Origin of the sequence: Acidaminococcus sp. AM05-11 (assembly GCF_003472805.1) — a bacterium.
Lineage (GTDB): Bacteria > Bacillota > Negativicutes > Acidaminococcales > Acidaminococcaceae > Acidaminococcus > Acidaminococcus hominis.
In genome coordinates, this window is record NZ_QRMX01000001.1 from 1 (window position 1) to 25,953 (window position 25,953).

26 protein-coding genes and 1 tRNA gene are annotated in these 25,953 nt (G+C 52.8%); 15 read left to right on the plus strand and 12 right to left on the minus strand.

What is annotated here, in order from left to right:
• Window positions 1-65 precede the first annotated feature (65 nt).
• The 10 genes from DW089_RS00005 to dnaA all read right to left on the minus strand — a co-directional run bounded on the left by DW089_RS00005 (window position 66) and on the right by dnaA (window position 11,755).
• On the minus strand, window positions 66-506 hold the full coding sequence (locus DW089_RS00005; RefSeq protein ID WP_105326606.1) for a hypothetical protein: 441 nt from the start codon (window positions 504-506) through the stop codon (window positions 66-68).
• Between the two features lie 422 nt (window positions 507-928).
• A complete protein-coding gene (gyrA, locus tag DW089_RS00010; RefSeq protein WP_105326607.1) occupies window positions 929-3,427 on the minus strand; it encodes a DNA gyrase subunit A in 2,499 nt (832 codons plus the stop codon).
• Window positions 3,428-3,476: 49 nt separating this feature from the next.
• Window positions 3,477-4,247 (minus strand): TSUP family transporter, encoded by a 771-nt coding sequence (locus DW089_RS00015; RefSeq protein ID WP_105326608.1) that lies wholly within the window; start codon window positions 4,245-4,247, stop codon window positions 3,477-3,479.
• A gap of 3 nt (window positions 4,248-4,250) precedes the next feature.
• The gene (locus DW089_RS00020) at window positions 4,251-4,946 is read right to left on the minus strand and encodes a thiamine diphosphokinase (RefSeq protein ID WP_105326609.1); all 696 of its coding nucleotides are present in this window, start codon (window positions 4,944-4,946) and stop codon (window positions 4,251-4,253) included.
• 7 nt (window positions 4,947-4,953) lie between these two features.
• Window positions 4,954-6,894 (minus strand): DNA topoisomerase (ATP-hydrolyzing) subunit B, encoded by a 1,941-nt coding sequence (gene gyrB, locus DW089_RS00025; RefSeq protein ID WP_105326610.1) that lies wholly within the window; start codon window positions 6,892-6,894, stop codon window positions 4,954-4,956.
• A 20-nt stretch (window positions 6,895-6,914) separates the two neighbouring features.
• Window positions 6,915-7,142: an extracellular matrix regulator RemB gene (remB, locus tag DW089_RS00030; protein WP_105326611.1), complete on the minus strand. Its 228-nt coding sequence runs from the start codon at window positions 7,140-7,142 to the stop codon at window positions 6,915-6,917.
• Window positions 7,120-7,854 (minus strand): DciA family protein, encoded by a 735-nt coding sequence (locus DW089_RS00035; protein WP_118286631.1) that lies wholly within the window; start codon window positions 7,852-7,854, stop codon window positions 7,120-7,122. The genes remB and DW089_RS00035 overlap by 23 nt, the downstream gene beginning before the upstream one ends.
• The gene (gene recF / locus DW089_RS00040) at window positions 7,841-8,989 is read right to left on the minus strand and encodes a DNA replication/repair protein RecF (protein ID WP_105326613.1); all 1,149 of its coding nucleotides are present in this window, start codon (window positions 8,987-8,989) and stop codon (window positions 7,841-7,843) included. Before recF ends, DW089_RS00035 begins: the two co-directional genes overlap by 14 nt.
• On the minus strand, window positions 8,989-10,116 hold the full coding sequence (gene dnaN, locus DW089_RS00045; RefSeq protein ID WP_105326614.1) for a DNA polymerase III subunit beta: 1,128 nt from the start codon (window positions 10,114-10,116) through the stop codon (window positions 8,989-8,991). The genes recF and dnaN overlap by 1 nt, the downstream gene beginning before the upstream one ends.
• Before the next feature lie 244 nt (window positions 10,117-10,360).
• Window positions 10,361-11,755 (minus strand): chromosomal replication initiator protein DnaA, encoded by a 1,395-nt coding sequence (gene dnaA, locus DW089_RS00050; protein WP_105326615.1) that lies wholly within the window; start codon window positions 11,753-11,755, stop codon window positions 10,361-10,363.
• A 434-nt stretch (window positions 11,756-12,189) separates the two neighbouring features.
• On the opposite strand from dnaA, the gene DW089_RS00055 reads away from it, so the two are divergent.
• The 7 genes from DW089_RS00055 to DW089_RS00085 all read left to right on the plus strand — a co-directional run bounded on the left by DW089_RS00055 (window position 12,190) and on the right by DW089_RS00085 (window position 17,826).
• On the plus strand, window positions 12,190-12,645 hold the full coding sequence (locus tag DW089_RS00055; protein WP_118286632.1) for a MarR family winged helix-turn-helix transcriptional regulator: 456 nt from the start codon (window positions 12,190-12,192) through the stop codon (window positions 12,643-12,645).
• Window positions 12,646-12,748: 103 nt separating this feature from the next.
• Window positions 12,749-13,477 carry a gamma-glutamyl-gamma-aminobutyrate hydrolase family protein gene (locus DW089_RS00060; RefSeq protein ID WP_105326617.1) on the plus strand — a complete coding sequence of 243 codons (729 nt, stop codon included), beginning with the start codon at window positions 12,749-12,751 and terminating at the stop codon, window positions 13,475-13,477.
• A gap of 141 nt (window positions 13,478-13,618) precedes the next feature.
• On the plus strand, window positions 13,619-14,992 hold the full coding sequence (locus tag DW089_RS00065; RefSeq protein ID WP_105326618.1) for an MATE family efflux transporter: 1,374 nt from the start codon (window positions 13,619-13,621) through the stop codon (window positions 14,990-14,992).
• A 48-nt stretch (window positions 14,993-15,040) separates the two neighbouring features.
• On the plus strand, window positions 15,041-15,580 hold the full coding sequence (locus tag DW089_RS00070; RefSeq protein WP_105326619.1) for a chromate transporter: 540 nt from the start codon (window positions 15,041-15,043) through the stop codon (window positions 15,578-15,580).
• An 89-nt stretch (window positions 15,581-15,669) separates the two neighbouring features.
• A tRNA-Gly gene (locus tag DW089_RS00075) sits at window positions 15,670-15,743 on the plus strand.
• A 151-nt stretch (window positions 15,744-15,894) separates the two neighbouring features.
• Window positions 15,895-16,479: a xanthine phosphoribosyltransferase gene (locus tag DW089_RS00080; RefSeq protein WP_118286633.1), complete on the plus strand. Its 585-nt coding sequence runs from the start codon at window positions 15,895-15,897 to the stop codon at window positions 16,477-16,479.
• 15 nt (window positions 16,480-16,494) lie between these two features.
• Entirely contained in the window at window positions 16,495-17,826 is a 1,332-nt protein-coding gene (locus DW089_RS00085; protein WP_105326621.1) for a uracil-xanthine permease family protein, read from the plus strand.
• Window positions 17,827-17,884: 58 nt separating this feature from the next.
• Here the strand turns inward: DW089_RS00085 and DW089_RS00090 are convergent, their stop codons facing one another.
• Window positions 17,885-19,123 carry a M48 family metallopeptidase gene (locus tag DW089_RS00090; protein WP_105326622.1) on the minus strand — a complete coding sequence of 413 codons (1,239 nt, stop codon included), beginning with the start codon at window positions 19,121-19,123 and terminating at the stop codon, window positions 17,885-17,887.
• A gap of 282 nt (window positions 19,124-19,405) precedes the next feature.
• Here DW089_RS00090 and DW089_RS00095 point away from each other — a divergent pair, with 282 nt between their 5' ends.
• From DW089_RS00095 to DW089_RS00115, 5 genes are read left to right on the plus strand one after another with little or no spacing between them, the layout of a single operon-like run.
• The gene (locus DW089_RS00095; RefSeq protein WP_118286634.1) at window positions 19,406-20,350 is read left to right on the plus strand and encodes an asparaginase; all 945 of its coding nucleotides are present in this window, start codon (window positions 19,406-19,408) and stop codon (window positions 20,348-20,350) included.
• Window positions 20,351-20,398: 48 nt separating this feature from the next.
• Window positions 20,399-21,457: a GTPase domain-containing protein gene (locus DW089_RS00100; protein WP_105326624.1), complete on the plus strand. Its 1,059-nt coding sequence runs from the start codon at window positions 20,399-20,401 to the stop codon at window positions 21,455-21,457.
• A complete protein-coding gene (locus DW089_RS00105; RefSeq protein WP_105326625.1) occupies window positions 21,454-22,497 on the plus strand; it encodes a GTPase in 1,044 nt (347 codons plus the stop codon). The genes DW089_RS00100 and DW089_RS00105 overlap by 4 nt, the downstream gene beginning before the upstream one ends.
• A 55-nt stretch (window positions 22,498-22,552) precedes the next feature.
• On the plus strand, window positions 22,553-23,971 hold the full coding sequence (locus DW089_RS00110) for an amidohydrolase (protein ID WP_105326626.1): 1,419 nt from the start codon (window positions 22,553-22,555) through the stop codon (window positions 23,969-23,971).
• Window positions 23,972-23,982: 11 nt separating this feature from the next.
• Window positions 23,983-24,459 carry a pyridoxamine 5'-phosphate oxidase family protein gene (locus DW089_RS00115; protein WP_105326627.1) on the plus strand — a complete coding sequence of 159 codons (477 nt, stop codon included), beginning with the start codon at window positions 23,983-23,985 and terminating at the stop codon, window positions 24,457-24,459.
• A gap of 37 nt (window positions 24,460-24,496) precedes the next feature.
• Here DW089_RS00115 and DW089_RS00120 read toward each other — a convergent pair whose 3' ends face one another.
• On the minus strand, window positions 24,497-24,928 hold the full coding sequence (locus DW089_RS00120; protein ID WP_105326628.1) for a hypothetical protein: 432 nt from the start codon (window positions 24,926-24,928) through the stop codon (window positions 24,497-24,499).
• Between the two features lie 245 nt (window positions 24,929-25,173).
• On the opposite strand from DW089_RS00120, the gene rpmH reads away from it, so the two are divergent.
• The 3 genes from rpmH to yidD are packed head-to-tail and all read left to right on the plus strand — an operon-like array spanning window position 25,174 to window position 25,953.
• Window positions 25,174-25,308 carry a 50S ribosomal protein L34 gene (gene rpmH, locus DW089_RS00125; protein WP_009014998.1) on the plus strand — a complete coding sequence of 45 codons (135 nt, stop codon included), beginning with the start codon at window positions 25,174-25,176 and terminating at the stop codon, window positions 25,306-25,308.
• Window positions 25,309-25,366: 58 nt separating this feature from the next.
• Window positions 25,367-25,729 (plus strand): ribonuclease P protein component, encoded by a 363-nt coding sequence (gene rnpA / locus DW089_RS00130; RefSeq protein WP_105326629.1) that lies wholly within the window; start codon window positions 25,367-25,369, stop codon window positions 25,727-25,729.
• A 14-nt stretch (window positions 25,730-25,743) separates the two neighbouring features.
• On the plus strand, window positions 25,744-25,953 hold the full coding sequence (gene yidD, locus DW089_RS00135) for a membrane protein insertion efficiency factor YidD (protein ID WP_105326630.1): 210 nt from the start codon (window positions 25,744-25,746) through the stop codon (window positions 25,951-25,953).

Below are 25,953 nucleotides of genomic sequence, written 5' to 3' on the forward strand. Positions count from 1 at the left end.
TAAAAGAAGGATGGCAGAAATCTGCCATCCCACAATAAAACGTGAAGAGCCTTTTTTTAGGGAACTTATTCCCAAATGGTCTTCATGATTTCTTTGTATCTTTGGCCCATTTCCTTGGTAATCAGGTCGAACAGGGCATAGAACATATCCCCATTGATGCTTTCGTTTTCGAACACTACGCACAGGTCCAGAATCAGGGAACCTTCCGGATCCAGATAGAACTTGAAAGCCTTGTAGCCTTGGTTGAAATCGGTGATCATTTTTTCCAGGGCTTCCTTGTTGTTGTCCTTCAGGGCCTTGGGGGCCAGCAGCACCCGAATCATGCCAAAAGCCGTGTCGTCCAACAGAACCACCAGGACCACGGGCGTACCATCAATATTTACATGGGAACGGAATACGGCGGTGTGGAACCGGTCCCCTTCAATGGCTTGTACCTGAAATGCTTTCGGATCTTTCTTGTCCAAATATTCTTGGAATGCTTGGGCTCTCTTGTTTAATTCTGCCATACTAACTTCCTCCTCAATTCAATTGATTCCATCAAATCTAACAATAACAGGATAGAGCATTCTCCGGCTTTCGTCAAGCTATCCACTTATGCACAAAGTTATCCCCAAAAATCGGGAAGTTATCCACATTTTCTGTGGATAACTTCTGGGGTTAGAGCTATATTTTGTGCGAAAAGCTGTTCGTACTACAAAATCCGGAGGGGCTTATCCACTTATACACAAGTTATCCCCAAGAATTGTGGATAACTTTGGGGAAAATCCACAGGGGTTTAACCAAAATTCCCTGTCTGTGGGCATTTATCGCCACTTTTTACATTCACTTTTCTGTATGCCACAGCTTTTTATCCAGTTATCCACAGAGTTTTCCACCATTGGGGCAAAAAATAGGCTTGTGCAGTTGTGCACAAGCCTATTTTTACGCTTTATTCGTCTTCTTCATCCACGGTATTCACAATGGCCAGAGCAGCAACCTTATCGCCGCTTTCCAGATCCATCAGTTTCACCCCTTGGGCATTTCTGCCATAGGTGGAGATATCCGCCGCATTCATCCGGATGATGATGCCAGCTGCAGAAATCAGCATGATTTCCTGTTTTTCCGTAATGAACTTGGACCCTACAATCAGGCCCGTCTTATCGGTGACTTTCAGGTTGATGATACCTTTGCCGCCCCGGTTCTGAACCCGGTACTCGGAAATATCCGTCCGTTTGCCCTGTCCCTTGTCGGTTACGGTCAGCACTTCACCCGTATCGTCCAGGCAGCTGTCCATGGAAACCACCGTATCGTGAGGCCGCAGCAGAATGCCCCGTACCCCGTGGCTGGTTCTGCCCATGGGCCTTACATCCTCTTCGTTAAAGTGGATGGCGTAGCCGTCCCGGGTAGCCAGGAGGATATCGTTCTTGCCGGAGGTGAGCTTCACGTCAATGAGTTCTTCCCCTTCGTCCAGGTTGATGGCAATCAGGCCGCCTTTCCGGGCGGACTTGAATTCGCTGACGCTGGTACGCTTTACAATACCGGCGTTGGTAGCCATAAACAGGAACTTGTCTTCGTCAGAACTGATGCCGCTGTGGACGGCAATCACGGCGTTGACCTTTTCGTTTTCTTCCAGCGGCAACAGGTTCCGGATATAGGTTCCCTTGGCGGTACGGCCGGCTTCCGGAATTTCGTAGCCCTTCTGCCGGTAGACCCGTCCCCGATTGGTAAAGAACAGGATATTGTCATGGGTGCTGGCCATCAGCAGGTGTTCGGAGAAGTCCCCTTTCACCTTGTTGTCTTCCTTGACAATCTTGCCGCTGCCGGCCTTGATGCCCCGGCCGCCCCGGTTCTGGTTGCGGAAGTTGGTGAGGGCCTGACGTTTGATATAGCTTTGGTGGCTGATGGTAATGACCACGTCCTCCTCAGCAATCAGGTCTTCGGTTTCCAGTTCCCCGGCATCGGGTACAATGGAGGTTCTCCGGGGATCCCCAAAACGCTTCTTCACGTCCAGCAGATCTTCCCGGGCGATACCCATAATCTTATGTTCGTCGGACAACACGTCCTCCAAATAGGCAATATTGGCCATAACTTCCTGGTATTCGTCCTCAATCTTCTGCCGTTCCAAACCGGTCAGGCGTTGGAGACGCATATCCAAAATGGCCTGGGCCTGCTTGTCGCTCAAGGCAAACTTGTCCATCAAGGCTGCCTTGGCTACGTCGCCGTTGGCGCTGGCCCGGATGGTGGCAATGACTTCGTCCAGGTGATCCAGGGCGATTTTCAAGCCTTCCAAGATATGGGCCCGTTCCTTGGCTTTGCGCAGTTCGTACTGGCATTTCCGGGTAATGACATCCTTCTGGTGTTCCAGATAATATTCCAGAATCTGTTTCAGATTCAAAATCCGGGGATGGCCTTTGACCAGGGCCAGCATAATAATGCCGAAGGAATCCTGGAGCTGGGTATGCTTGTACAGCTGGTTCAGCATCACTTCGGGCACCACATCGCTGCGGAGCTCGATGACAATGCGCATACCCTTCCGGTCGGATTCATCCCTTAGGTCCGTAATGCCTTCCAGCACCTTGTCCTGCACCAGGTGGGCAATGCTCTCAATGAGTTTTGCCTTGTTGACCTGGTAGGGAATCTCAGTCACCACAATCCGGTTCTTGTTTTTGGGCATGGGTTCCACATGCGCCTTGGCCCGCACCTTGATAACGCCCCGGCCGGTGGTATAGGCCTGGCGAATGCCGTTGATGCCCAGAATCTTGGCTCCCGTAGGGAAGTCCGGTCCTTTGATGGCTTTCATCAGCTGTTCAATGGTGCAGTCCGGATTGTCGATAAGCATGACACAGGCATCCACCACTTCGTTCAGGTTGTGGGGCGGAATGTTGGTGGCCATACCTACGGCAATACCGGCGGAACCGTTGATCAGAAGAGCCGGTACCTTGGCCGGCAGCACGGTGGGTTCCTTCAGGGATTCATCGTAGTTGGGGATGAAATCCACCGTATCCTTTTCAATATCCCGCAGCATTTCTACGGCAATCTTGCCCATACGCACTTCGGTATACCGCATGGCAGCCGCAGGGTCACCATCCACGGAACCGAAGTTCCCGTGGCCGTCCACCATCAGATACCGGGTGGAGAAATCCTGGGCCAGCCGAACAATGGCGTCGTATACGGAGGAGTCACCATGGGGGTGATACTTACCTAAAACATCGCCCACGATACGGGCGGATTTCTTATACGCTTTGGTCGGCAGCATGCCGGCTTCGTTCATGGCATACAGGATGCGCCGGTGAACCGGTTTCAAACCGTCCCGCACATCCGGTAAGGCCCGCTGTACAATAACACTCATAGCATAGTCGATGTACGACTTCTGCATTTCGTCTTCTACGTATACGGGAATTACCTTGCCTGCCGTGATGGTCTGTTTATCATTTTGCTGATCATCCACGTTCTCACGCTTCCTTTCCTGCGCCCTCCCGGGCTTTGCTGCTAATTGTTTACTTTAAGAACAGATCATAAACCTGCTTGCCGATCAGCACGATGGTTACGATCAAGAACAGGGTACGGATATAACCCACACCCTTTTTGATGGCCATTCTGGCACCTAGCCGGGCTCCGGCAATTTCCACCAGACCCATGGGCAGCGCGTACCAGAAATATACCTTGCCCAAGACCAGGAAGGCTACCAGCCCGCCCAGGTTGCTGGCCAGGTTCAGGGTTTTGGCATTGCCTGCTGCGGTAACAAAATTATAGCCAAAATATAAAAAGGCAAAAATCAGGAACGTTCCCGTTCCCGGACCGAAAAAGCCGTCATACATGCCCAGGCACCAGGCCATAAAGGCAATGCCCACCGCCATGGTCCGGCTCATTTCCGTCATTTCGTTGACGCCGTTCCACTCTTTTTTCTTAAAGGTGTACACCGCCACCGCAATCAGGGAAATAACCACGATGTACCGCAGAATCTGGTCCGGTACCAAAGAAACCAGACAAGCGCCTACGGCGCTGCCTATAGCGGATAAGGGCATCATTTTGATAATTTTCCGGTCGATTTTGCCGGAACGCACAAAAGTAAAAAAACTGGTAATGGCGCCGATGCTGGCCGCAAACTTGTTGGAGCCCAGGGCAACGGGCATGGGAAGAGGGGTCGCCATGTAGGCGGGAATGGTAATCAGTCCCCCGCCCCCTACGGCTGCATCCACAAAAGAGCCCACAAACCCGGCCACCAGCAAAAACACCAAATCATGCCACGAAAAAACGATGGTTTCCATTCCCTACTCCTTCCAGGTCAGATATAGTCCGGCCCAGCCCGCCTGACAAGAGGCGGTGAGCACAGCTTCTGTCATTTTGTTGCTTACTGCATAGGGATTTTCCTGGGTTAAAGAGGAATGGTCAAGGGGCCAGCGGACCCCTTCAATACTCACTGTGGTTTCCGCCGTCAGGGGGAGCAGGCTTACAGCCGCGGGCCTGCGCCCAGCGGGAGTAAAGGCTGCGCCCTCACCGGGGCCCAGAAAACACAGGATTTCCTGTTCATCAGCCAAAATCACGGTGCTGCCCCGCTTCTGACAGGACAGCAGGCAATAAAGATTGCCAAACAAATGGTCCGCCCGGCCGCCCCAAACCCCGGTGGCCAGAACCAGACAAGGGACCTTGATATCTTGGAGAATCAAGGACAGGTCCGTATCGTCCTTGTTCACGGGAAAGGTTTTCACCTTGGCGCCGGCCTGGACAAATTTTTCCCAGGCGCCGGGCGCCGCACTGTCCCTATCCCCATACAAAAAGCGGGGCGTCAGGCCGGCTTTGGCGCAGTGGTCCGCGCCCCGGTCCGCCGCATAAAGGGGCAGGTCCCCTGCTGCTTTCCGCAGCCACTGGGGATCCGGCCGCCGGCCGCCGGCCACCACCACAAGGGGAGCGCCAGAGTCCTTGGTCAGTTCCCACTTGCCCTGGGGAAGCAGTATTTGGGTACCCATAGCTGCCTCAGAAGTCCAGGTTGGTAACCTTGCCGGCATTTTCCTCGATGAACTGCCGCCGGGGTTCAACCTTGTCCCCCATAAGCACGGAGAAAATGGAATCGGCATTGGCCGCATCTTCTAGCTGTACCTGGAGCACCGTCCGCTTGCTAGGATCCATAGTGGTTTCCCACAGCTGTTCCGGGTTCATTTCGCCCAAGCCTTTGTAGCGCTGCACGTAGGGGTTGTTGTTTCTGCCCACTTCATCCAGTTTCTGCTGGAGTTCGTCATCGCTGTAGGCGTAGGTGTGCTTTTTCCCGGTACGGATCAGGTACAGGGGCGGCTGGGCAATGAACACATTGCCGTGGATAATCAAGGGTTTCATATACCGGTAGAAGAAGGTCAGGAGCAGGGTTCTGATGTGGGCCCCGTCCACGTCCGCATCGGTCATGATGATGATCTTGCCGTAGCGGATCTTCTCGATATTGAATTCTTCCCCGATGCCGCAGCCAAAGGCCGTAATCATGGCCCGGATTTCCTGGCTGTTGAGCATCTTGTCCATACGGGCTTTTTCTACGTTCAAAATCTTGCCCCGCAGCGGCAGGATGGCCTGGAAATTTCTGTCCCGGCCCTGTTTGGCGCTGCCGCCTGCGGAGTCCCCTTCTACCAGGTAGATTTCGGTTTCTTCCGCATTCTTGCTGGAGCAGTCAGCCAGTTTGCCCGGCAAAGAGCTGACTTCCAAAGCAGACTTTCTGCGGGTCAGGTCCCTGGCTTTTCTGGCAGCAGCCCGTGCCCGGTTGGCCATAACGGCCTTATCGATGATTTTCTTGGCTACGGGAGCATTTTCTTCGAAGTATTCGGTCAGGGCTTCGGACACCATGTTGTCCACAATGCCCCGGACTTCACTGTTGCCCAGTTTGGTCTTGGTCTGGCCTTCGAACTGGGGTTCCCGGACCTTCAAGCTCATGACGCAGGTAAGACCTTCCCGGACATCGTCCCCGGACAGGTTTTCCTCGTTTTCCTTCAAAAGTCCGTTTTTCCGGGCGTAATCGTTGATGCACCGGGTCAGGGCCTGTTTCAGGCCGGCCAGATGGGTGCCGCCCTCTTCCGTATTGATGTTGTTGACAAAAGTATAGATATTTTCCGTGTAGGCGTCCGTATACTGCATGGCCACTTCCACGATGGTATCCTGCCGTTCCCCTTCCACGTAGATGGGGGGTTCGTGCAGGGCTTCCTTGCCCTTGTTGATGAATTCCACAAAAGAAACAATGCCGCCTTCGTAGTGGAAGGTCTCATCGGCGCCGGATCTTTCGTCGGTGAGCTGGATCTTGACGCCCTTGTTCAGGAAAGCCAGTTCCCGAATCCGGTGCTTCAAGGTATCGTAGCTGTACACGGTTTCCGTGAAAATGGTGTCATCGGGCCAGAAGGTTACGCTGGTCCCGGTTTCGTTTTCCGGACAGGTGCCTTTTTCGTACAGGGGACGGGTGGTTTTGCCCTTGGAAAATTCAATGCCGTAGATTTTTCCGTTCTTTTTGACTTCCACCACCATGCGCTTGCTCAGGGCATTTACGCAGGATACGCCAACCCCGTGCAGACCGCCGGAAACCTTATAGCCCCCATCGCCGAACTTGCCGCCGGCGTGGAGCACGGTCATAACCACTTCAATGGCGGGTTTGCCCACCTTATGCATTTCTACCGGAATACCGCGGCCGTTATCGGTAACGGTAATGCTGTTGTCATCATGGATGAACACGTGGATGTGGTCACAGTAGCCAGCCAGCGCTTCGTCGATACTGTTGTCGATGACTTCGTACACCAGGTGGTGCAGCCCTCTGCCGCTGATGCTGCCGATATACATACTGGGACGCTTGCGGACGGCTTCCAGACCCTCCAATACCTGGATCTGCTCAGCGCCGTAATCACCATGGACGGCAATTTCTTCTTCAATCGATTGTTTCTTCTTTGCCATACAAACCTCCCGAATTCTGCTTATCGTCTTTGCAATGTTTTGCTGGAAATACCGGACAGGATAATCTTATCCACGGTAACCACACAGCTGGAGGGAGGAAATTCCTCCGTCAGGTCAATGACCTGGTGGGCCTCAATCTTGGGCTTCAGGAAGAAGCGGTACAGATTGGTCCGTTTGTTCCGGATATCAAAAATCCCAATGATTTCATCATTGCGGACAACGTAGTTATTTCCCACGTGCAGGTACATAAAACCGACTCCTTTTTGCTCTCGACAAAATGCGTTCCACCAGTTCTGGATTCAATTTATCCGGTGTCAGTCCCCGGTCCAGCATTACCGCAAAGGCTTTTTCCAGGTCCGTGGCATCAGGTTTCAGGGCCTCATTCATGGCCCATTCTTCCAGAACGGCTTTAACGTCAGTAAATGTTATTCTATCACAATTTAGCGTTTCTCGGCAATCTTCCCAGCGCAGCCAGGGACTTTTCTCCAGGGCCCGGCGGATTTCCCGCCGTTTTTCAGCCAGTTGTTTCCGGGTACAGGTGGCGCAGATTTCCTCATCCCCAATCAGCGGCACGCCGCACACCGGACAGCGCCGGTTGGGGTCCACCTTGGGAATAAAGGGTCCCTGGTCATCCAGTTTGGGGGCTGCCGGCTCCTCCAGAATGCCATGGTAAAACTTCAGCTCCCGGATGATCCGGTGCCGGCCAGGGCGATACCCGGGCAGGCTCTGGTTGATTTTCCCCAGCAGCTGGCCCTGCATCATCATCAGATTGTGGGACCAGGCCGGGTTATCCGTATGCAGGTACAATACCCCATTTTCCAGCCGGTAGGGCTGGGAATGGTTGGCCGCCGTATGGCCGATGATATCGGCCCAATGGGTCCGCAAATGGTACATGATATATTTCTGCTTGGCATCCTTGCTTTTCAGCACCTTCAACACCAGCAGCTCAGCATCCTTCATGACCGTCCTCCTGCAGGCTGCCGTTTTCCACTGCGTAGGCAGCCCAATCTCCGCTGGCCGGAGCCAAGGCCCGGTCGTTCACCGTCAAAAGGGTCTGGACCGTGCCGCTGATAAAGCCCAGCAGCTTTTCCCGACGGCTGCTGTCCAGTTCACTAAGTACATCATCTAACAGCAGCACTGGATATTCGCTGCGCACGGCCTTGATAAATTCCAGTTCCGACAGCTTCAGCGCCAAAGCGGCGGTCCGCTGCTGGCCCTGGGACCCATAGGTTCTCAGCGCCCGTCCTGCGTGGAGAATTTCCAGGTCGTCCCGGTGAGGCCCCACGCTGGTGTAGCCCCGGACATAGTCCAGCCGGTGCCGAGCCTTCAGCTCCTCCTGGTACAGGGCCTCCCACTGGGACCGGTCTCCCCGCTCCGTCAGCACTGCTTCTCCCTGGCCCCGTTTCTGCACATAGGAAAGGGACAGCGCACCGGTTGTCCCTGTAATTCCGTCATAAACCCGTTGGGCAGCCTGAACAATCCCCCCCAAAGCCTGCAAACGAAAATCCAAAATTCCTGCCGCCAGCTGGGAAAGGGCTACATCCCAAACAGAAAGCTGGGCTTCGTCCAACTTTTCCGCTTCCCGGCACTGCTTCAAAAATTTGTTCCGCTGCTGCAGGACTCGGTTGTACTTGCTCAAAAGGTCGTAGTATACCGGACTGATCTGGGCAATTTCCATATCTAGAAATTTTCGGCGCAGGGACGGATCTCCCTTGACCAACAGCAGGTCATCCGGGGTGAAAAGCACCAGATTCAGTTGGCCGTACTGCTCCTTCGGGGTCACAGGCGTCCCATTTAACAGGTTTTCTTTTTTCAGTTTCCCCCGTTCATGGTACCGTTTCACCAGCAGGGTATTTTCCCCGAACCGGTCACGGTACGTGACTTCTGCTGCCCATTCTTCTGCGCCAAAGCTGGGAAGCTCCTCCTCATGCCGGGTACGGAACGAAAATCCCCGGGCACCGTAATAGATGCCCTCCAGCAGATTGGTTTTTCCCTGGGCATTATTTCCGTAAAATACGGTCACGTCATGATGCAGGGGAAGGTTTACGTGATCATAATTGCGAAAATGGTGCAGGCGCAGACGCTCCACTCTCATTAGAAAATTACCCGTACCGGCGTAACAATGTAGGTATAGCTTTCATCATTTTCCGGAGTGAGCCGGGCCGGAGACAGGGAACTGTTGGTTTCCAGCACCACCCGGTCCGTATCGCATTTTTTAAAGAACTCCAGCAGGTACTTGGAGTTGAAGGCAATATTCAAGGGCAGTTCTTCCCCAATGGTCACGCAGGGAAGTTCTTCCCGGCCCTGCCCCAGATCGCTGACCGTAGAAGACAGCACCAGCCGGTCATTTTCCAAGGACAGGCGCACAATGCTGTATTCATCATGGGAGAATAAGGTCACCCGCTGCACGGCCTTTTCCACTTCCGTCCGTTCCAGGACGGTCCGGTTTTTGAAAGAAGGCGGGATGGGTTTGGTATAATCCGGGAAACGGCCTTCAATCAGGCTGGAAATAATGGTTAAATCCCCTACTTCTACCTGTAACTGACGGTTTTCCAGGGTCAGCACCACATCTCCAGGCAAATCCCCATTTAAATTGGCACTGATTTCCTTCAGTACCCGGGCAGGAATCAGCATGGAGAAATTGCTGTCGTCCCCCTCTTCCAGTTCCACCGTTTTGATGGCCAGCCGGTGGGTGTTAGTTCCTACGGCAGTCAGGGTTTTGCCTTTTTTCTCAAAGAACACACCGGTATACAGGGGTCGCTGTTCATCTGTGGAACAGGCGTATACGGTAGAAGAAATCAGACTGCCAATCATTTCGTCCTTTAAATGCATTACCTGGTCCTGTTTCAGTCCCGGCAGTGCAGGATAATCTTCATAGTCCATCAAAGGAATATGGTATTTCCCATGGGCTTTGCTGGCTTCAATGGTTAACTCTTTTTCATTTTCCTGTTGACTTAAAGTAACTACTTCATCATTGTCAAAACGGGTAAACAGATCACCGATGGCCTTTACAGGAACCAGCAGTTCTCCAGCTTCAAGACCGTTGACCTGCAGGATATCACGCATACAAAAGTTGGTATCCATGGCAATGAGCTGCAGGACATTTTCCTGGAGAATCATATGAATCCCCGAGAAAATGGGGGAATTGGGACTTGATGAAATGGCTTTCTTTACGATATTAATGGCTTTGGCCAATTGGCTGCTTTGGCATGAAAACTGCATGGCAGATCCTCCTTTTTTCTATATCGCTGAAATATATAAAATTCGTAATCATCGTAGTAGGGGGTGTGGGTATGTGGATAAGTGGGGGATATCCAGGTTTTAAGCCATTTTCCGGGTCTAAAAACCTTGTGGATAACCCTGTTCACGTTATCCACATACCCACATCCGGCGCGGCTTTGCGACTTGTCCACACTTTTTTACACAAGTTATGCACAAAGTTATGCACAGCTTGTGGATAACTATTTTATTTTTTCAGTTCCGCAATGAGATCGTTGATTTTCCGGTCCAAAATGGCATCTTCCTGCCGTTCTTTGGCAATTTTTTCACAGGCGTGGATTACCGTGGTGTGATCCCGGCCCCCAAAACTTTCTCCGATCCGGGGCAGGGATAGGTCCGTCATTTCCCGGGCCAGATACATGGCAATCTGTCGGGGATATACTACGTTCCGAGTCCGTTTCTTGGCTTTCAGGTCGTCTACGCGGATTTTATATTCAGACGCTACCATCTGTTGGATGGCTTCTACGGATATAATTTTGGCCGTACTGGTAATATTCAGGTCTTTTAAGGCTTTCCGGGTCAGTTCCAGGTCAATGGGCTGGTGTGTCAGGTCGGCAAAGGCCCGGACCTTGGTGTAGGCGCCTTCCAGTTCACGGATGTTGGTCTGGATGCTGCTGGCAATCATCAAAATTACATCATTGGGGAAATCGATATGGTCGTTTTGGGCCATGTTGCGCAAAATAGCCATCCGGGTTTCCAGGTCAGGATGCTGGATATCTACTGTAAGACCCCATTCAAACCGGCTGGTCAGCCGTTCTTCCAGGGTATCCAGTTCAGAAGGTTTCCGGTCGCTGGAGATGATGATCTGTTTTTCTGCTTTGTACAGGGTTTCGAAGGTATGGAAGAATTCTTCCTGGGTGGATTCCTTTTTCCGCAGAAATTGGATATCGTCGATAAGCAGTACATCGATATTTCTGTATTTATTCCGAAAGGCTTCTGTTTTGTTGCTTTGGATGGCGCCGATCAGTTCATTGGTAAATACTTCACTGGAAGTATAAAGAATTTTCATTTCCGGATGATTCTGGTGAATCCGGTTTCCGATGGCGTTCATCAAGTGGGTCTTGCCCAGTCCGGAATCACTGTAGAGGAAAAAGGGGTTGTAGGCTTTGGCCGGGTTGTTGGCTACGGCCAGGGCTGCTGCATGGGCAATCCGGTTGGAGTTGCCGATGACGAAGTTTTCAAAGACGTATTTGGGAGAAAGGTTGCTTTGAAATTCCTGGGTGGGCTGTTTGGCCGCCGGTTTGGGGAACTGGGCCTTTACAGGAGCAGGGGGGACAGCCTGAGCATCATCCGGGAAGAGATTTCCTTCTTCCTTTTTTTCTTCTACCACCTGGACTTCCAATTTCATGGGTCTGTTGCAGATCATGGAAAGGTCTTCCTGTAAACTTTCCACAAAGTGGTTTTCCAGCCAATCTTTGGTAAAGTTGTTGGGAACGTCGATGGTCAGGGTGGTGTCCGTCAGGGAGGCTGGCTTTACCTGCCGCATCCACCGCTGAAACGAACTTTTTCCTGTGCTATTTTGACTGTTTTCTGCTGCAGCCAGGAGATTTTTCCATACTGGAAGCAGATTTTCATTGTTCATTGCCGATCCATCCTTTTTTTATACTTTGGAAACATCATTATACCATATGAACTGCTTTTCCTGAAAGGACGCCTGTGGAAAAACTTGTGGACATGTGGATAAAGTTGGCTTTTCCACGGGGATAAGCCCCGAATTTTACAGGATTTTAGGGGTTTTTCCACAAGAAAAAAATTAAACACAGAAAGTTATCCACAGGTGTGGATAACTTTGGGGAAAAGTGCATAACTTGGGGCTTCCAGGGCTTGAAACGAACGGATGTTCTGTGGAAAAAAATTGGGGAAAAAAGGGGGTACTCTTTGGCTCTGTTTTTACGGAAAAGACAAAGCTAACAAAATAATAATCCAGTGGCGGAATATGCCAAGGAATTGTATAATAGGGAAAAACATGGGAAAAGGTACCGGAATCCAGGGGGTTCCAGGTCTTGGGAGGCAGGTATGGAATTAAGTGAAATGATATGGAAATTAAACCGGCTGATGGCTTGGAACCGGGAATTGTACCACCAGGCAGCTTTTCATTTGGGACTGACGGACAGTGAAATGATGATTTTTCGAGCCCTTTTGTCGGAGCCGGGGCCTTTGACCCAGGCGGATATTGCCCGTTATTGTTTCCAATCCCGGCAGACCATCAACTCGTCCCTGCTGAAAATGCAGGCTCAGGGGGACCTGGAATTGTTTCAGAAAGGGCAGCAGCGGAAAAAATGGATCCGGCTGACAGAGCAGGGAAGGCGGCGGGCCCAGGCTACCGTGGCCCGGATGAAAGAAGCGGAAGAAGCGGCGGCGGGGAGCTGCACGCCGGAAGAATGGGAAGCCGCCAGAACGGTGCTGAGACGGTACGAAGGATATTTGGAACAAAAGCTTAACGGACTGTGGCAGACTCCTGAGAAAAAATAAAGTTTTGGTTGCGTCTTGGACCCACTATTTTTATAATTAAGGGAGAATACGGCAGCAAACAAGAAATACACTATAAAATATATGTTTAGCAGGAGGAACAACAATGTCTAAATTACGTATTGCCATTACTGCGGATACCTATCCGTATGCTTCAGAAGTAACCAATTTGGTCAAGGCGCCTTTTGCACCCAGGGATCTGGTGGAAGTCATTGCCGAGCTGGGGGCCATTCCCATGGTGCTGGCCGATGTGCCCGGTGCCAAAGGGGAAGATTATGTAGATTTGTTCGATGGGCTGATCATTCCTGGCGGCCCGGATATGGATCCTACCTTTTTCGGGGAAGAACCTTCCTGGAAAGTAGGGCGGGCCAACTACAAACGGGATGTTTTTGAACTGGAACTGTTTAATGCCTTCTACAAGGCCGGCAAGCCTATTTTTGGCATTTGCCGGGGCTGTCAGCTGATCAATATCGCTTTGGGCGGCAATGTGTACCAGGATCTGCCTTCGGAAAATCCTGCCTGTACCATTCGTCATTCCCAAGCTGCGGAAGGCTCCTATCCCACCCATCATGTGGAAATCAAAGAGGGCAGTGCCCTGTACCATATCCTGGGAGACCGGGCTTATGTAAACTCCCGGCATCATCAGGCCGTCAAGGAAGTGGGTAAGGGCCTGGTGGTTACCGCAACGGCGCCGGACGGGGTCATTGAATGTGTGGAAACGCCGGATTGGCAGATTGTGGCCGTCCAATGGCATCCGGAAAATATGTGGCGGGCCGATGCCGGCATGAAGCAGCTGTTTGCTGACTTCCTGGACCGGGCAGCCCAAGACAAATAAAAAGATGGTTAGAAAAGCGGAGCTGCTGCGGCAGCTCCGCTTTTTTTGACATTGGGGTAAATTGTGTCTATAATGAATATCCGATATCGGACATTATGCGGCCCTGCAAACGGCCGCTGCTTTTTTTGGAGGGGAACAAGCATGGATTCAAAAATGGATTTTACCCAGGGCAGCATCTTCTGGAAACTGGTGCATTTTATGGTGCCCATTCTGGGGTCCCTGATTCTGCAAGCGATGTACGGGGCTGTGGACCTTCTGGTGGTGGGCCGGTTTGGTACTACTGCCGGTCTGTCGGGGGTTTCCACCGGCAGCAACGTAATGAACCTGATCACCTTTATTGTGGCCGGGTTTTCCATGGGGGTTACCGTTCTGATCAGCCGGTACATTGGAGAAAAGGACCTTTCCCGGATTGGCAATGTGATGGGCGGGGCTGCTGCTGTGTTTACGGTGTGGGCCGTGGTGCTGATGGTCCTTTTGGTGGGGGGCGCGGATCAGATTGCGGCCCTGATGCAGGCACCGCCGGAAGCTTTTGCGGATACGGTACTGTACATCCGGATCTGCGGCGGGGGTATTTTCTTTATTGTGGCTTATAACGTACTCAGTGCTGTTTTTCGGGGACTGGGGGACAGCCGGTCGCCGCTGATTTTTGTGACCATTGCCTGTCTGGTGAATATCGTGGGGGATCTTGCCCTGGTGGCCGGGCTGGGGCTCAATGCTGCCGGGGCGGCCCTTGCCACGGTGCTGGCCCAGTTCATCAGTGTGCTGGCAGCCCTGTACATCGCCCATCTGAAGCATTGGCCCTACAAATTTAGCTGGAAATCAATCCACTTTAATAGTGAAGTACCTAATTTTTCAAGGATTGGTACGCCCATTGCTTTCCAGGAGCTGCTGACCCAGCTTTCCTTTATGGCCATTGTGGCCTTTATCAACCGGCTGGGACTGGAAGCCTCTTCCGGGTATGGGGTTGCCAACAAGCTGGTAGGGTTCATTATGCTGATTCCCGGAGCCCTGGAGCAGTCCATGTCTTCCTTTGTGGCCCAGAACGTGGGGGCTGGCAAGGAAGACCGGGCCAAACTGGCCATGAAAACGGGGATGGCGCTGGGCGCCGGAATTGGGGTCATTGTGGGTACTTTCGTGTTTTTCCGGGGGGATTTTTTGGCCAGCCTCTTTACGGAAGACCCCCGGGTGATTGCCCGGGCCTTTGAATATCTGAAGGGCTTTATGCCGGAAACGGTGGTAACGGCATTTCTATTCAGTTTCATCGGCTATTACAATGGCCACGAGAAAACGGCTTTTGTCATGTTCCAGGGGATTGCCCAGACCTGTCTGGTCCGGGTGCCGGTTTCCTATTTCATGAGTATCCGTCCCAATCCCAGCCTGACTCAGATTGGCCTGGCTGCGCCTTTGGCTACGGTTTTTGGGATTTTCATCAACCTGTGCTACTTTTGGAAGCATTTTGCCGGGGCCAAGGCGGAAAAGAACAAAAAAACCACGGCTGCTTTGCCCGAAAACTAAAGACTTTGCTGTATAATAAGGACAGCAGGAAGAAAGGAAGTGCTGTCCATGACGTCTCTTTGGGAACTCTTTAGGGTATTTGCCAAAATTGGCGGTGTCACCTTTGGGGGAGGCATGGCCATGCTGCCTATTTTGCAGACGGAAATCGTAGAAAAGCGCCATTGGGCTACGGAAGGCCAGCTGACGGATTATTATGCCGTAGGCCAGTGTACCCCGGGAATTATTGCAGTAAACGTGGCCACCTTTATCGGGACCGAGCGCCGGGGGAATATTGGCGGGATTGTGGCTACCCTGGGGGTAGTATTTCCGTCCCTGGTGATTATTACCTTGATTGCTTCTTTTCTTACCAATTTTTCGGAACTTTTGGTAGTGAAGGATGCTTTTGCGGGAATCCGAATCTGCGTCTGTGTTTTGATTTTTAACGCGGTTTTTAAGCTGGCGGGCTCTGCCCTGGTGGACAAGCTGACCGTGGCCCTGTTTCTCCTGGTCTTTTTCGTCAATTCCCTGACGGATTTATCTCCTGCTACGTTGGTGGTGGCGGCTGGTGTTATTGGACTTGTGGCTAAGAAAATTAAAGGAAAGCTATAAAACTGACTCATAAAAAAGAAAATTGTCGTTTTCTATTTCTTTTCTCTTTACAAATGGCGGCGGGCTTGCTAAAATATTTTGTATCTTATGCGGACATAGTTCATTGGTAGAATGAAAGCTTCCCAAGCTTTAGAGGGGGGTTCGATTCCCCTTGTCCGCTCCAACTTTGGAAGGCATTGCATTGGCAATGCCTTCTTTTTTGTTAGGAAAATAGCTGTGCAGGGGCAATTTTTATGATATAATATCTCTTCAAAGTTGTAAGTTTTTATACATAAATACCTTGAGCAAGACCATGTTGTACAGGAGGAAAAACCGTGGCGGAATACAATTTACTGCAGAAAAAGATTTTGGCGGATGGCATTATCAAAAGCGGGGATGTGCTGAAGGTGGATAGCTTTTTGAACCACCAGATTGACGTACCCTTTATCAGCAAGCTGGGGGAGCAGTTCTATGAGCTGTTCAAGAACCGCCCCATCAACAAAATTCTGACCATTGAAGCTTCGGGCATTGGCATTGCCTGCCTGACGGCTGTCCATTTTCGGGTGCCGGTGGTTTTTGCGAAAAAATCCGCAGGCAGCAACATGGATAAGGATGTCTACGCAACGGAAATCAAATCCTTTACCCATAACAAGGTAAACCACGTGGTTGTTTCCAAAAAATACCTGAACGCCGGGGATCATGTGCTGATTATCGACGACTTTCTGGCCAATGGCTGTGCGGTGGAAGGGCTCATCGACCTGGTGCACCAGGCTGGGGCCGAAGTGGAAGGCGTGGGGATTGCTATTGAAAAAGGCTTCCAAGGCGGCGGCGACGCCCTGCGGAAAAAAGGCTACGATGTAAAGAGCCTGTCCATTATTGAAAAGATGGATGCTGAAAGCGGCAGCATCGTATTTCGCTAAGGAGGAGCCAGAATCATGGCAGAAGAAAAAGGGGCTGCGGCCCAGGAGCTGAAAGATCCTATTTACGATTTTGAGGGAAACATTACGCTGAAAAAAGCGGTTCCTTTTGGTATGCAGCATGTGCTGGCCATGTTCGTTTCGAATATTGCTCCCATCTTGATTGTTACTGGGGTGGTGAAAATGCCGCCGGAGCAGGTAGGGGCCCTGGTACAGGCCGCCATGATCATGGCTGGTATTGGTTCCCTGCTTCAGATGTTCCCGATTGGCCCTTTGGGCAGCCGGCTGCCGGTGATTATGGGAATCAGTTTTACCTTTGTTTCCACTTTTTGCGTCATCGGGGCCAAATATGGCTACGGGGCTATTTTGGGAGCTGCCCTTGTGGGCGGTATTTTGGAAGGGTCCCTGGGGATGATTGCCCGCTGGTGGCGGCGCTTTATTCCGCCCATTGTTTCCGCCAGTGTGGTAACGGCTATCGGTTTTTCCCTTTTGGGCATTGGGGCCAACTCCTTTGGGGGCGGCTTCGGCAATCCCAATTTTGGGGATGCCAAATACCTGATTGTGGGGACCATTACCCTGTTATCCTGCCTGATTTTCAACATTAAGGCCAAATCCTTTATGAAGCAGCTGTCCGTACTGTTTGGCCTGGTGGTGGGCTACATTGCAGCTTACTTCTACGGCATGGTGGACCTGTCCCGAATTGCTACGGCCGGTCTGTTTTCCCTGCCCCATCCCATGCCCTACGCCCTGGAGTTCCACCCGGATGCCATTTTCTCTGTTTTCCTGATTTTCCTGGTTTCCGCCACGGAAACCCTGGGGGATACTTCCGCCCTGACGGTTATGGGCTTTGGCCGGAATGCTACGGATAAGGAAATTGAAGGGTCCATCGGCGTAGATGGCTATATCAGCAGCTTGTCCGCCCTGTTTGGCTGCCTGCCCATTACGTCCTTTAGCCAGAACGTAGGGCTGATCGCCATGACCCACGTGGTGAACCGGAAAGCTGTGGCCAGCGGTGCTGCCATCATGATTTTGGCCGGCCTGTTCCCGGCTTTGGGGGTTATCCTGGCTTCCCTGCCGGAAGCGGTGCTGGGGGGCTGCACCCTGATGATGTTCGGCTCCATTGTGGTCAGCGGCGTACGGATGCTGGGAGACTGCGGCTATAACCAGCGGAATATGATTATTGCGGCCCTGTCCCTGTCCATCGGCTTGGGCTTTACCCAAAACCCGGCCATCTTCCGGGTGTTCCCGGATCTGTTCAAGAGCGTGTTTGCGGAAAACTGCGTGGCTGTGGTTTTCGTAGTGGCCGCGCTGCTGAACTTCATCCTGCCGGATGATATGGAAATTCGCTAATTGCAGCTCAACGAAAAAAATGGTGGTGAGGAGTTCCTCGCCACCATTTTTTTGCAGTTTATTTGGTCTTTTGGTATTCAGCCAGCCGTTCCTTGAAGGTTTTCTTCTGGGTTGTGGTGCTGGTAGTTTTCTTTTTTTCTTCTGCCGCTTTCTTTTCCGCTTCTTTCTTGATTTCCGCGGCTGGCTTCTGGGCAGCATTCAGGTTGGCAGCCCAGGCTGCACCGTCATCTCCGTATTCCAGGCCCATAATCCGGCGGCCGCCAAAGTACAGGGCATTGTAATCCGCATAGGCGGTCAGGGTGGAGTTGGGTTCATCGTGGTAAACCCGGGCCAGGTTGCCGGCTACCAGATAGCCCCGTTCCAGGGCGCTCATGCTGCCGCCGGGCTTTACGGTGCCGATGGCCTTTTTGTTGACGCTGATGACCCCGGTCTTGCTGTCCACGTTGACTTTATTGCCGCTGTATTCATACATCCGTTCCGTATATTTGTCCCGTCGGGAAATATTCCCCGGGTGGTCGGAAGGATTGAAGACGGACCCCAGGAAGGTTTCTTTGCTGGTGCCCATTTTTTCGATAACCCGCTGCCACAGGGCACTGCCGCCGCCAGGGTTGTAGCCGGCTTCTACGGCGTAGGTAAAGCCCACTTCGTCGGCTTTCTTTTCCATAGGCATGGTCACCAGTTTGGCACTGCCCAGGTTAGCCAGCACCTGGGTGCCTACGGCCTGGAGCATATTGCTCTGGCTGCCGGCCACGGCGGCCAGCAGGCTGATGGGGAAGGTATTCTTGACGCCGTTGGCCGGGTCGTTGCGCTGGCCGTGGGTCAGTTCGTGCCCCAAGACGAAGGCCACTTCATCTTCGTTGTAGTTCAGGGTGGTAAACAGCCCGATATTGACGGACACATTGTGGCCCAGGGTGCAGTAGGCGTTAAAATTCTTGTTGTTGTTTACAAAATAGTGGTAGGGCTTTTTGGCCAGGGTGGGATCTTCTTTGGCGATGACGGCGGTAAGCCGGGTCATCACATCGTCCAGCATGGCGTTGGCTTCCGGGTCTTCGTTGACCCCTTCTTTTTCCTTTACGGCGGACATATACTTGTCACGGCCTTCTCCGTCCAGGTAGTTTACCTGTTTGTTCAGGGCAGCATATTGGGCGGAAACCCCAATCACTGCTCCAATGGCGTTGCCGATGCTGAAGGCTTCCGCCGGGGGAGCTGGGGGCAGGGTATATAGGGCCGAAGCCAGCAGGGTGCTGGACAGGGCAAGGGATAATTTTTTCGTCAGATTCTTTTTACGGGTAACCATAGGAACCTCCTTTACCTGATGCGGGCTAAGCCCGCTGCAGAAACTACAGGAATACCTTACTGGGTCTGGAGCCTGGGTCAAGGACCTGGGGCTCTGCCTGTCAAATGCCAGGGACAGCAGCCGAAAATTTCAGTTAATTTCCCGACTGGAGCGCCCTGCCGGGAAGCCTTTCCCGGAGCATGGCCAGGTGTTATCTTCATGATAATACAAAATCCCAAAATATGCTATAATTTATAGTGCTTAGTTGTATAATTTATTAACTGATTGAGGAGTCCTTATTACATGAAAAAGATATTGTTTCTGACCACCGGCGGTACCATTTCCTGTGAGGTGACCGATGACGGGCTGGAGCCCAAATTAAAGGGTGCCGATCTATTGAAGGCCGTACCAGAACTGCGTACCCTGGGGGATATTACGGTAAAAGACCTGACCCTGTTAGACAGCAGCAATCTGGAGCCCTCCAACTGGAGTGCCTGGGCCCGGCTTATTGGGGACAACTACAGTGATTACGATGCTTTTGTCATGACCCACGGTACGGATACCATGGCCTATACGGCCAGTGCCCTGAGCTGGATGCTGATCCACCTGGGCAAGCCGGTGGTGCTTACCGGTTCCCAGATTCCCCTGAGCCTGACCAACAGCGATGCCCGCAGCAACCTGGAACTGGCCTTTTCGGTGGCCGCCAGCGGCCTGCCCGGGGTATTCATTGCCTTTGGCAACAAGGTAATCAAAGGGGAATGTGCCAAGAAAATCTTTACCCGGAATTTGAACGCTTTTGAAAGTGTCAATGAAGCGCCGGTACTGTATTTTGGCAAGGAAGGGGTCAAAAAGAACCTGCCCAGCCGGGAAAACTACGGCGGCTTCCGGGTGGAAGAAAAAGTGGAGCCCAAGGTAATGGCCATTACGGTTACCCCGGGCCTGGAGCCGGAAATCATCGATTATGCGGTAATGCGGGGCTACAAGGGCCTGGTGCTGGAATGCTACGGGGCCGGGGGTGTGGATACCAAACACCATAACCTGCTGCCGGCCATCCGCCGGGCGGTAAAACAGGGCGTGAAAATTGTCTGCGTCAGCCAGTGCCTGTTTGACGGGGTGGACCTGTCCCTGTATCCCATGGGGATTTTGGCCGCCCAGGCAGGGGTCAAATCCGGCGGTCCCATGACCCTGGAAGCAGCCGTGACCAAACTCATGTGGTCCCTGGCCAACCAGCCGGAAGAAGAGGAATAAGGCGCAAGGCTCCGGAAACAATCAGACGGGAAATAGGGAGGAATGCATATGGCAATGGATTATAAACAATTGGCGGCACAGTTTCTGGCTGCCTGGCAGCGGGAACGGAACCAGAAGATCAAGATCTGCCTGTTTGGGCAGCCCGGAGCCGGCAAAAGCTCCCTGATCAACGAACTGGCTGGCCAGAGAATTGCTGCTGTCAGCCAGGCTACCGATACTACCCGGACGGCGCAGGTGGTGGAATGCCAGGACGTGATTTATGTGGATCTGCCCGGCTATGATACCAGCCTGTTTCCGGAAAATGCCTATTTCAGCACCTTCAATCCCCTGCAATATGATTTGTTTCTCTGTGTCTTTGCTGGAAAGCTGAATCAGGCGGATGTGAATTTCTTTGGGAAGGTGGCCCGAACGGGCCGCACCTGCCTGTTTGTCCGGAACAAATGCGACGGTCTCTATGATCCCAAAGCCAGCCGGGAAGAGCTGGAACGGCGGATTACGGAAGATGTCCGCTCCCTGGTAGGGCCCCGGGAAAGGGTGGTCTTTACCAGCTGCCGGCGCAACAAGGGAGCTGCAGAACGGGGGATTCCCCGGCTGGAAGAAGCCATTGCAGAAATGCTGCCACTGGCCCAAAAGGAACGGTTCTGCCGCCATGCCAAGGCCTACACCCATGTGGCCCTGGATGTGAAAAAACGCATTGCCCAGGAGTCCATCCGAAAATTTATGGTGCTGGCGGCGGGCAATGGCCTGAACCCGGTAATCGGCATGGATGCGGCTATCGACAGCCAGATTCTGAAAGCCATGTACAAGACCATTCGGGATACCTTCAGCGTCAGCGAAAAGGAAGTACTGCCGGAAGGGCCCCAATCCCAGATCGTCAAGAAACTGGCGGAAGGGGTTACCGGCGAGCGGGTAACCAAGGGGCTGACCTATCTTTTGCGGAAAAAGGCTACCGGCAAGGCGGCCAAACTGATTCCTGTGGCCGGGGGTGCAGCTGTGATGGGCTTTAACGCCGGCAGTATGTACTACCTGGGCCAAAACTATATCGAACGGTGTTACGGCTATGCCCAGCAGCGGCTGGAAGCCGAAATCCAGATGGGGGACGCATGACCAAGGACGCAGAACGGATTCAAGAAAAAATTCAAAAACTGGACCGGGAAAATGTGACCATTGTGCTGTTTGGCCAGCCGGGAGCGGGGAAATCCAGCCTGATCAACGCCATTTGCGGCTACGAGGCGGCCCCGGTGGGGGTGGAAACGGATACTACCCGGGAGCCTCTTTTTGTGGAGCACGGGGATGTGACCTTTATCGACCTGCCGGGCTACGGTACGCCGGCTTTTCCCTGGCAGCATTTTTTGGAAGAGTTTCAGCCCTTCCAGTATGACCTGTTTTTGTGCGTGTTTTCGGACAAGCTCCACCAAAAGGATACGGAATTTTTCCGGCTGCTGGAGCAGCACAAGAAGCCCTGCATTTTTGTCCGGAATAAGGAAGACCTGATTTATGAGGATGGACGGACCCTGAAGGAAAGCGAAGCAACCATCCGGCAGGATACCGCCGCCCAGCTGGGACGGCAGGATTTTGACCTGGTTTTTGTTTCTTCCCGGTGGGATGATCCCCAGGGCCTGGAAGAACTGAACCGGCAAATTATCCGGAAAATGCCGGCAGCTCGGAGAGAAAAATACATTTTAGCAGCCGAGGCTAGAACTAAGGAGGCACTGGATGCCAAAAAGCAGGCGGCGGAATCCTATGTGCGCCGGAGCTGCACCTATGCGGCCTATAATGGCCTGAATCCCATTATTGGGGTGGATACGGCGGTGGACCTGGTGATTTTGTACCAGCTCTACGGCTGCCTAAGGGAAGCCTTTGGCATTACCCCGGAAATGGTCCATGCCAGCCGGCGTCTGTCCAAGCGGCACAAGGCCCTGATTCTGGGAGGTATGAGCAAGGAAGGCATCAAGATGATCATGAAGCTTTTGGGCAAGCGGTTTGCGGCCCGGAGTTTCCTGAAAGCGGTTCCGGTGGTGGGCCAGGCCGCTTCTGCCCTTTTGGGGTACCAGCTGGTGCGCCAATCTGGACTGGAATACATCGAGGCCTGCTACGAATTGGCCCAGGAGCGGCTTTTGGAGGAGCTCCACGCCAAAAGAAAATAGCAGTGGGGAGAAACCTATCTCCCTGCTGCCCTATTGCCTAAAAGGAGTGAAGACCATGGAACTAACGGCTTCTTACGAAAAAATGCTGGAAAAGCTGAATGCAGAAATCTGGGATTTTGCCGAATTGAAATTCAACGAGGTGAAATCAGCAGCTGCCATGACGGAACTGTTGGAAAAGGAAGGCTTCCGGGTAACCCGGGGACTGGCCCATATGCCCACAGCCTATATGGCAGAATATGGCAGCGGCAAACCGGTGATTGCCATTTTGGCAGAATACGATGCCCTGTCCGGGCTTTCCCAGCAGGCGGGGGTCACCACAGAATGTGCCAGGGAAGGCACCAACAATGGCCATGGCTGCGGGCACTGCCTTTTGGGCACGGCGGCAGTAGGGGCCGGCCTTTTGCTGCGGGACTATCTGAAGGACAAGCCGGGAAAGGGGACGGTCCGGGTTTACGGCTGCCCTGCCGAAGAAGGGGGCAGCGGCAAAACCTATATGGCCCGGGAAGGGGTCTTTGACGACGTGGATGCGGCTCTCACCTGGCATCCGGGTACCCAAAATGAAATCATGACCGGGTCCAACCAGGCCAACATCCAGGCGGCTTTTACCTTTAAAGGACGGGCTGCCCACGCGGCTGGGGCTCCTCAAAACGGGCGCAGCGCCCTGGATGCTGTGGAACTTATGGACGTGGGGGTCAACTATATGCGGGAGCATATGGCGGATTATGACCGGGTCCACTACGCCATTTTGGATACCGGAGGGGTTTCTCCCAACGTGGTACAAGCCCATGCCCAGGTGCTGTACCTGATCCGCTCCAAAACCAATGAAGAAACCAAACGGCTGTATGACCGGGTAGTCAATATTGCCAAAGGGGCGGCTCTCATGACAGAAACGGAGCTGTCCGTGCGGTTTGACAAGGCTGTTTCCAACCTGGTGCCCAACACGGTGCTGGGAAAGGTCCTCTACGACGCCCTGGTGGCCGTAGGAGCCCCCAAACGGACGGAGGAGGAGAAAGCCTACCTGCGTTCGTTCCAAGCGCCTCTGGGGCAGGAACGGGTGCTGAAGGACCCGGGGATGGCACCCTACCCCGATGCCGAACACCGGGAAGCGCTGATTGCAGAAGATCCCTACGGGGAATTCATTATTCCCTACGTACCCACCAGCGCTACCCAGATGGGTTCTTCGGATACTGGGGACGTCAGTTATGTAACGCCCCTGGCCCAATTCATTACCGCCTGCTTTGCCATTGGCACCAGTGCCCACTCCTGGCAGTGGGTGGCCCAGGATAAGGGCAGCGTGGCCTTAAAGGGCTGCTTCTATGCGGCCAAGGTGCTGGCCCAGGGGGCGGAAACCCTGTTTACCCAGCCCCAGGTTTTGGCCGATGCCCAGGCGGAACTGAAAAAGCGCATGAAAGGGAAAAAATACGTATGCCCCATTCCGGGAGATGTGTGGCCCCGGGGCTACCAGGTGAAATAGGAGGCGGATTCATGTTTCGACCCATGCGGCGTTTTAAACAGCAGTTATCCCAAGAGGAGTGCCTGGCGGTGCTTCAAGGAGAAAAACGGGGGACCCTGGCTCTCTCCGGAGATGACGGCTATCCCTACGCGGTCCCCATCAACTATTATTACGACCCGGAAAGCGGCCACCTGTTTTTCCATGGGGCCAAGGAAGGGCACAAGCTGGATGCCCTTGCCCGCAGTGACAAGGTTTCCTTTGCGGTCCACGACCAGGGCGTGATTGAGGAAGGGGATTGGGCCTATACCCTGCATTCCGTCATTGTGTTCGGGCGGATGCACGTGGTAGAAGACCCGGAGCGCTTTGCCCAATATCTGTACAAGATTGGGGTCAAGTATTATCCCAATGCCCAGATGGTTACGGACCTGATTGGCCGGGCTGGCAGCCGGGTTACCATGCTGGAACTGGTGCCGGAGCATATGACCGGCAAACTGGTCCACGAAAAATAGGAGGCACGCAGCTGCGTACCTCCTAAGGAGAAAACTCTTATAGCTTAAAGTCGATGATGGCGCTGACCCCAACGCCTTCTACCCGGTTGATGTTGTCAATGGCGGTGGCGTCAATGGGAATCAGGGCCTTGATCCGGGAAATTCCCGCCAGGGAGCCTTCTAATTGGCCAACGGCCTTGACCCGGCTTACCTGGGCTTGGGGACCTACGACCTGGACGGCGCCTACGTAGCCGCCGTTGCCCAGGCTGATGATGGGCACCACTTTGGTGGCGTAGGTGGTATCCAGACCCTTTTGGAGGGTTAACTTGTTGATAAAGGTGTTGATTTCTTCACCGAAGCGGCTTACCAGGTAACTGATGCCGCCCAGCTTTAGTACGGAGCCCAGGTCAAAGGCCTGGGCAGGAAGGGAACGGGTTCCGGCGCCCAGCATAAAGGAAAGGGCAAGGGCTGCCACCCAGCGTTTTTTCATAGGAATACCTCCTTGTGATGGCTATTTCCCCCCATGGTACCATAGAGAAGGAAAATTTTTGTGACGTGCTCGGGGAAAATGACCGGAAAAACGAAAAAATGGGCGAAAACCCGTAAAAGTTGTGACATAATTCCAACTAGAATATTGACAGCCATAGGGTAACAGCTTATAATGATATGAGCTGTCAAACGATTTACTCATTATAGATCTTGGCAATACCTTGAAGGCAAGGGAGGGTTAGCATAATGAAGAGAACTTTTCAGCCGAACAATACTCGGAGAAAGAGAACTCACGGCTTCAGAGAAAGAATGAAGACTTTGGGTGGTAAACAAGTCTTAAAAAGAAGACGCGCAAAAGGCAGAAAGAGATTATCTGCATAACGTATAAGATGGGCCGCCTTTCGCGGCCTATTTTACTAATGAGGCAGGTGGCAGAAGCTTGGAACAGAAAGTTCCTGAAAGAAAGACGTTTACCCAGGCCAACCGGGTAAAATCCCATGAACGTTTTCAGGAGGTTTATGGAAAAGGCCGTTCGTATGTGGACAGTTACGGCGTTTTCTATGTACTGCCTTCAGATAACGGACAATGTCAATTGGGTACGGCAGTGGGCAAGCGGCTGGGACATGCGGTCCTGCGCAACCGTGTCAAACGGATGATGCGGGAAGTGTTCCGTCAGGAACAGGGCAAGCTCAAGCGGAAAGCCGCCATTGTGTGGGTTGCCCGACGCAGACTGGCCCACGCACCCTATGAAGTTTACAAAGATGTTTTTTATCGTCTGGCCAAGAAAGCTGGACTGTTATAACCCCGGAGAGACCTATGAAAACAATCGCAATCGCCCTGATTCGCTTTTATCAGGTGTGCATTTCGCCCTTATTTCCTCCCCGCTGCAGGTTTTATCCAACCTGTTCCCAGTATGCCCTGGAAGCGGTGGAAAAATATGGTTTTCTAAAAGGATCCTATCTGGCCGCGAAGAGAATACTGAAATGTCATCCCTTCCATGAGGGTGGGTATGATCCTGTACCATAA

Bases quoted from the DNA above. Each gene is read 5' to 3' on its own strand.
- DW089_RS00005 (WP_105326606.1), bottom strand. From the start codon at position 506: ATGGCAGAATTAAACAAGAGAGCCCAAGCATTCCAAGAATATTTGGAC.
- DW089_RS00015 (WP_105326608.1), bottom strand. From the start codon at position 4,247: ATGGAAACCATCGTTTTTTCGTGGCATGATTTGGTGTTTTTGCTGGTG.
- DW089_RS00020 (WP_105326609.1), bottom strand. From the start codon at position 4,946: ATGGGTACCCAAATACTGCTTCCCCAGGGCAAGTGGGAACTGACCAAG.
- gyrB (WP_105326610.1), bottom strand. From the start codon at position 6,894: ATGGCAAAGAAGAAACAATCGATTGAAGAAGAAATTGCCGTCCATGGT.
- remB (WP_105326611.1), bottom strand. From the start codon at position 7,142: ATGTACCTGCACGTGGGAAATAACTACGTTGTCCGCAATGATGAAATC.
- DW089_RS00035 (WP_118286631.1), bottom strand. From the start codon at position 7,854: ATGAAGGATGCTGAGCTGCTGGTGTTGAAGGTGCTGAAAAGCAAGGAT.
- recF (WP_105326613.1), bottom strand. From the start codon at position 8,989: ATGAGAGTGGAGCGTCTGCGCCTGCACCATTTTCGCAATTATGATCAC.
- dnaN (WP_105326614.1), bottom strand. From the start codon at position 10,116: ATGCAGTTTTCATGCCAAAGCAGCCAATTGGCCAAAGCCATTAATATC.
- dnaA (WP_105326615.1), bottom strand. From the start codon at position 11,755: ATGAACAATGAAAATCTGCTTCCAGTATGGAAAAATCTCCTGGCTGCA.
- DW089_RS00055 (WP_118286632.1), top strand. From the start codon at position 12,190: ATGGAATTAAGTGAAATGATATGGAAATTAAACCGGCTGATGGCTTGG.
- DW089_RS00060 (WP_105326617.1), top strand. From the start codon at position 12,749: ATGTCTAAATTACGTATTGCCATTACTGCGGATACCTATCCGTATGCT.
- DW089_RS00065 (WP_105326618.1), top strand. From the start codon at position 13,619: ATGGATTCAAAAATGGATTTTACCCAGGGCAGCATCTTCTGGAAACTG.
- DW089_RS00070 (WP_105326619.1), top strand. From the start codon at position 15,041: ATGACGTCTCTTTGGGAACTCTTTAGGGTATTTGCCAAAATTGGCGGT.
- DW089_RS00085 (WP_105326621.1), top strand. From the start codon at position 16,495: ATGGCAGAAGAAAAAGGGGCTGCGGCCCAGGAGCTGAAAGATCCTATT.
- DW089_RS00090 (WP_105326622.1), bottom strand. From the start codon at position 19,123: ATGGTTACCCGTAAAAAGAATCTGACGAAAAAATTATCCCTTGCCCTG.
- DW089_RS00095 (WP_118286634.1), top strand. From the start codon at position 19,406: ATGAAAAAGATATTGTTTCTGACCACCGGCGGTACCATTTCCTGTGAG.
- DW089_RS00100 (WP_105326624.1), top strand. From the start codon at position 20,399: ATGGCAATGGATTATAAACAATTGGCGGCACAGTTTCTGGCTGCCTGG.
- DW089_RS00105 (WP_105326625.1), top strand. From the start codon at position 21,454: ATGACCAAGGACGCAGAACGGATTCAAGAAAAAATTCAAAAACTGGAC.
- DW089_RS00110 (WP_105326626.1), top strand. From the start codon at position 22,553: ATGGAACTAACGGCTTCTTACGAAAAAATGCTGGAAAAGCTGAATGCA.
- DW089_RS00115 (WP_105326627.1), top strand. From the start codon at position 23,983: ATGTTTCGACCCATGCGGCGTTTTAAACAGCAGTTATCCCAAGAGGAG.
- DW089_RS00120 (WP_105326628.1), bottom strand. From the start codon at position 24,928: ATGAAAAAACGCTGGGTGGCAGCCCTTGCCCTTTCCTTTATGCTGGGC.
- rpmH (WP_009014998.1), top strand. From the start codon at position 25,174: ATGAAGAGAACTTTTCAGCCGAACAATACTCGGAGAAAGAGAACTCAC.
- yidD (WP_105326630.1), top strand. From the start codon at position 25,744: ATGAAAACAATCGCAATCGCCCTGATTCGCTTTTATCAGGTGTGCATT.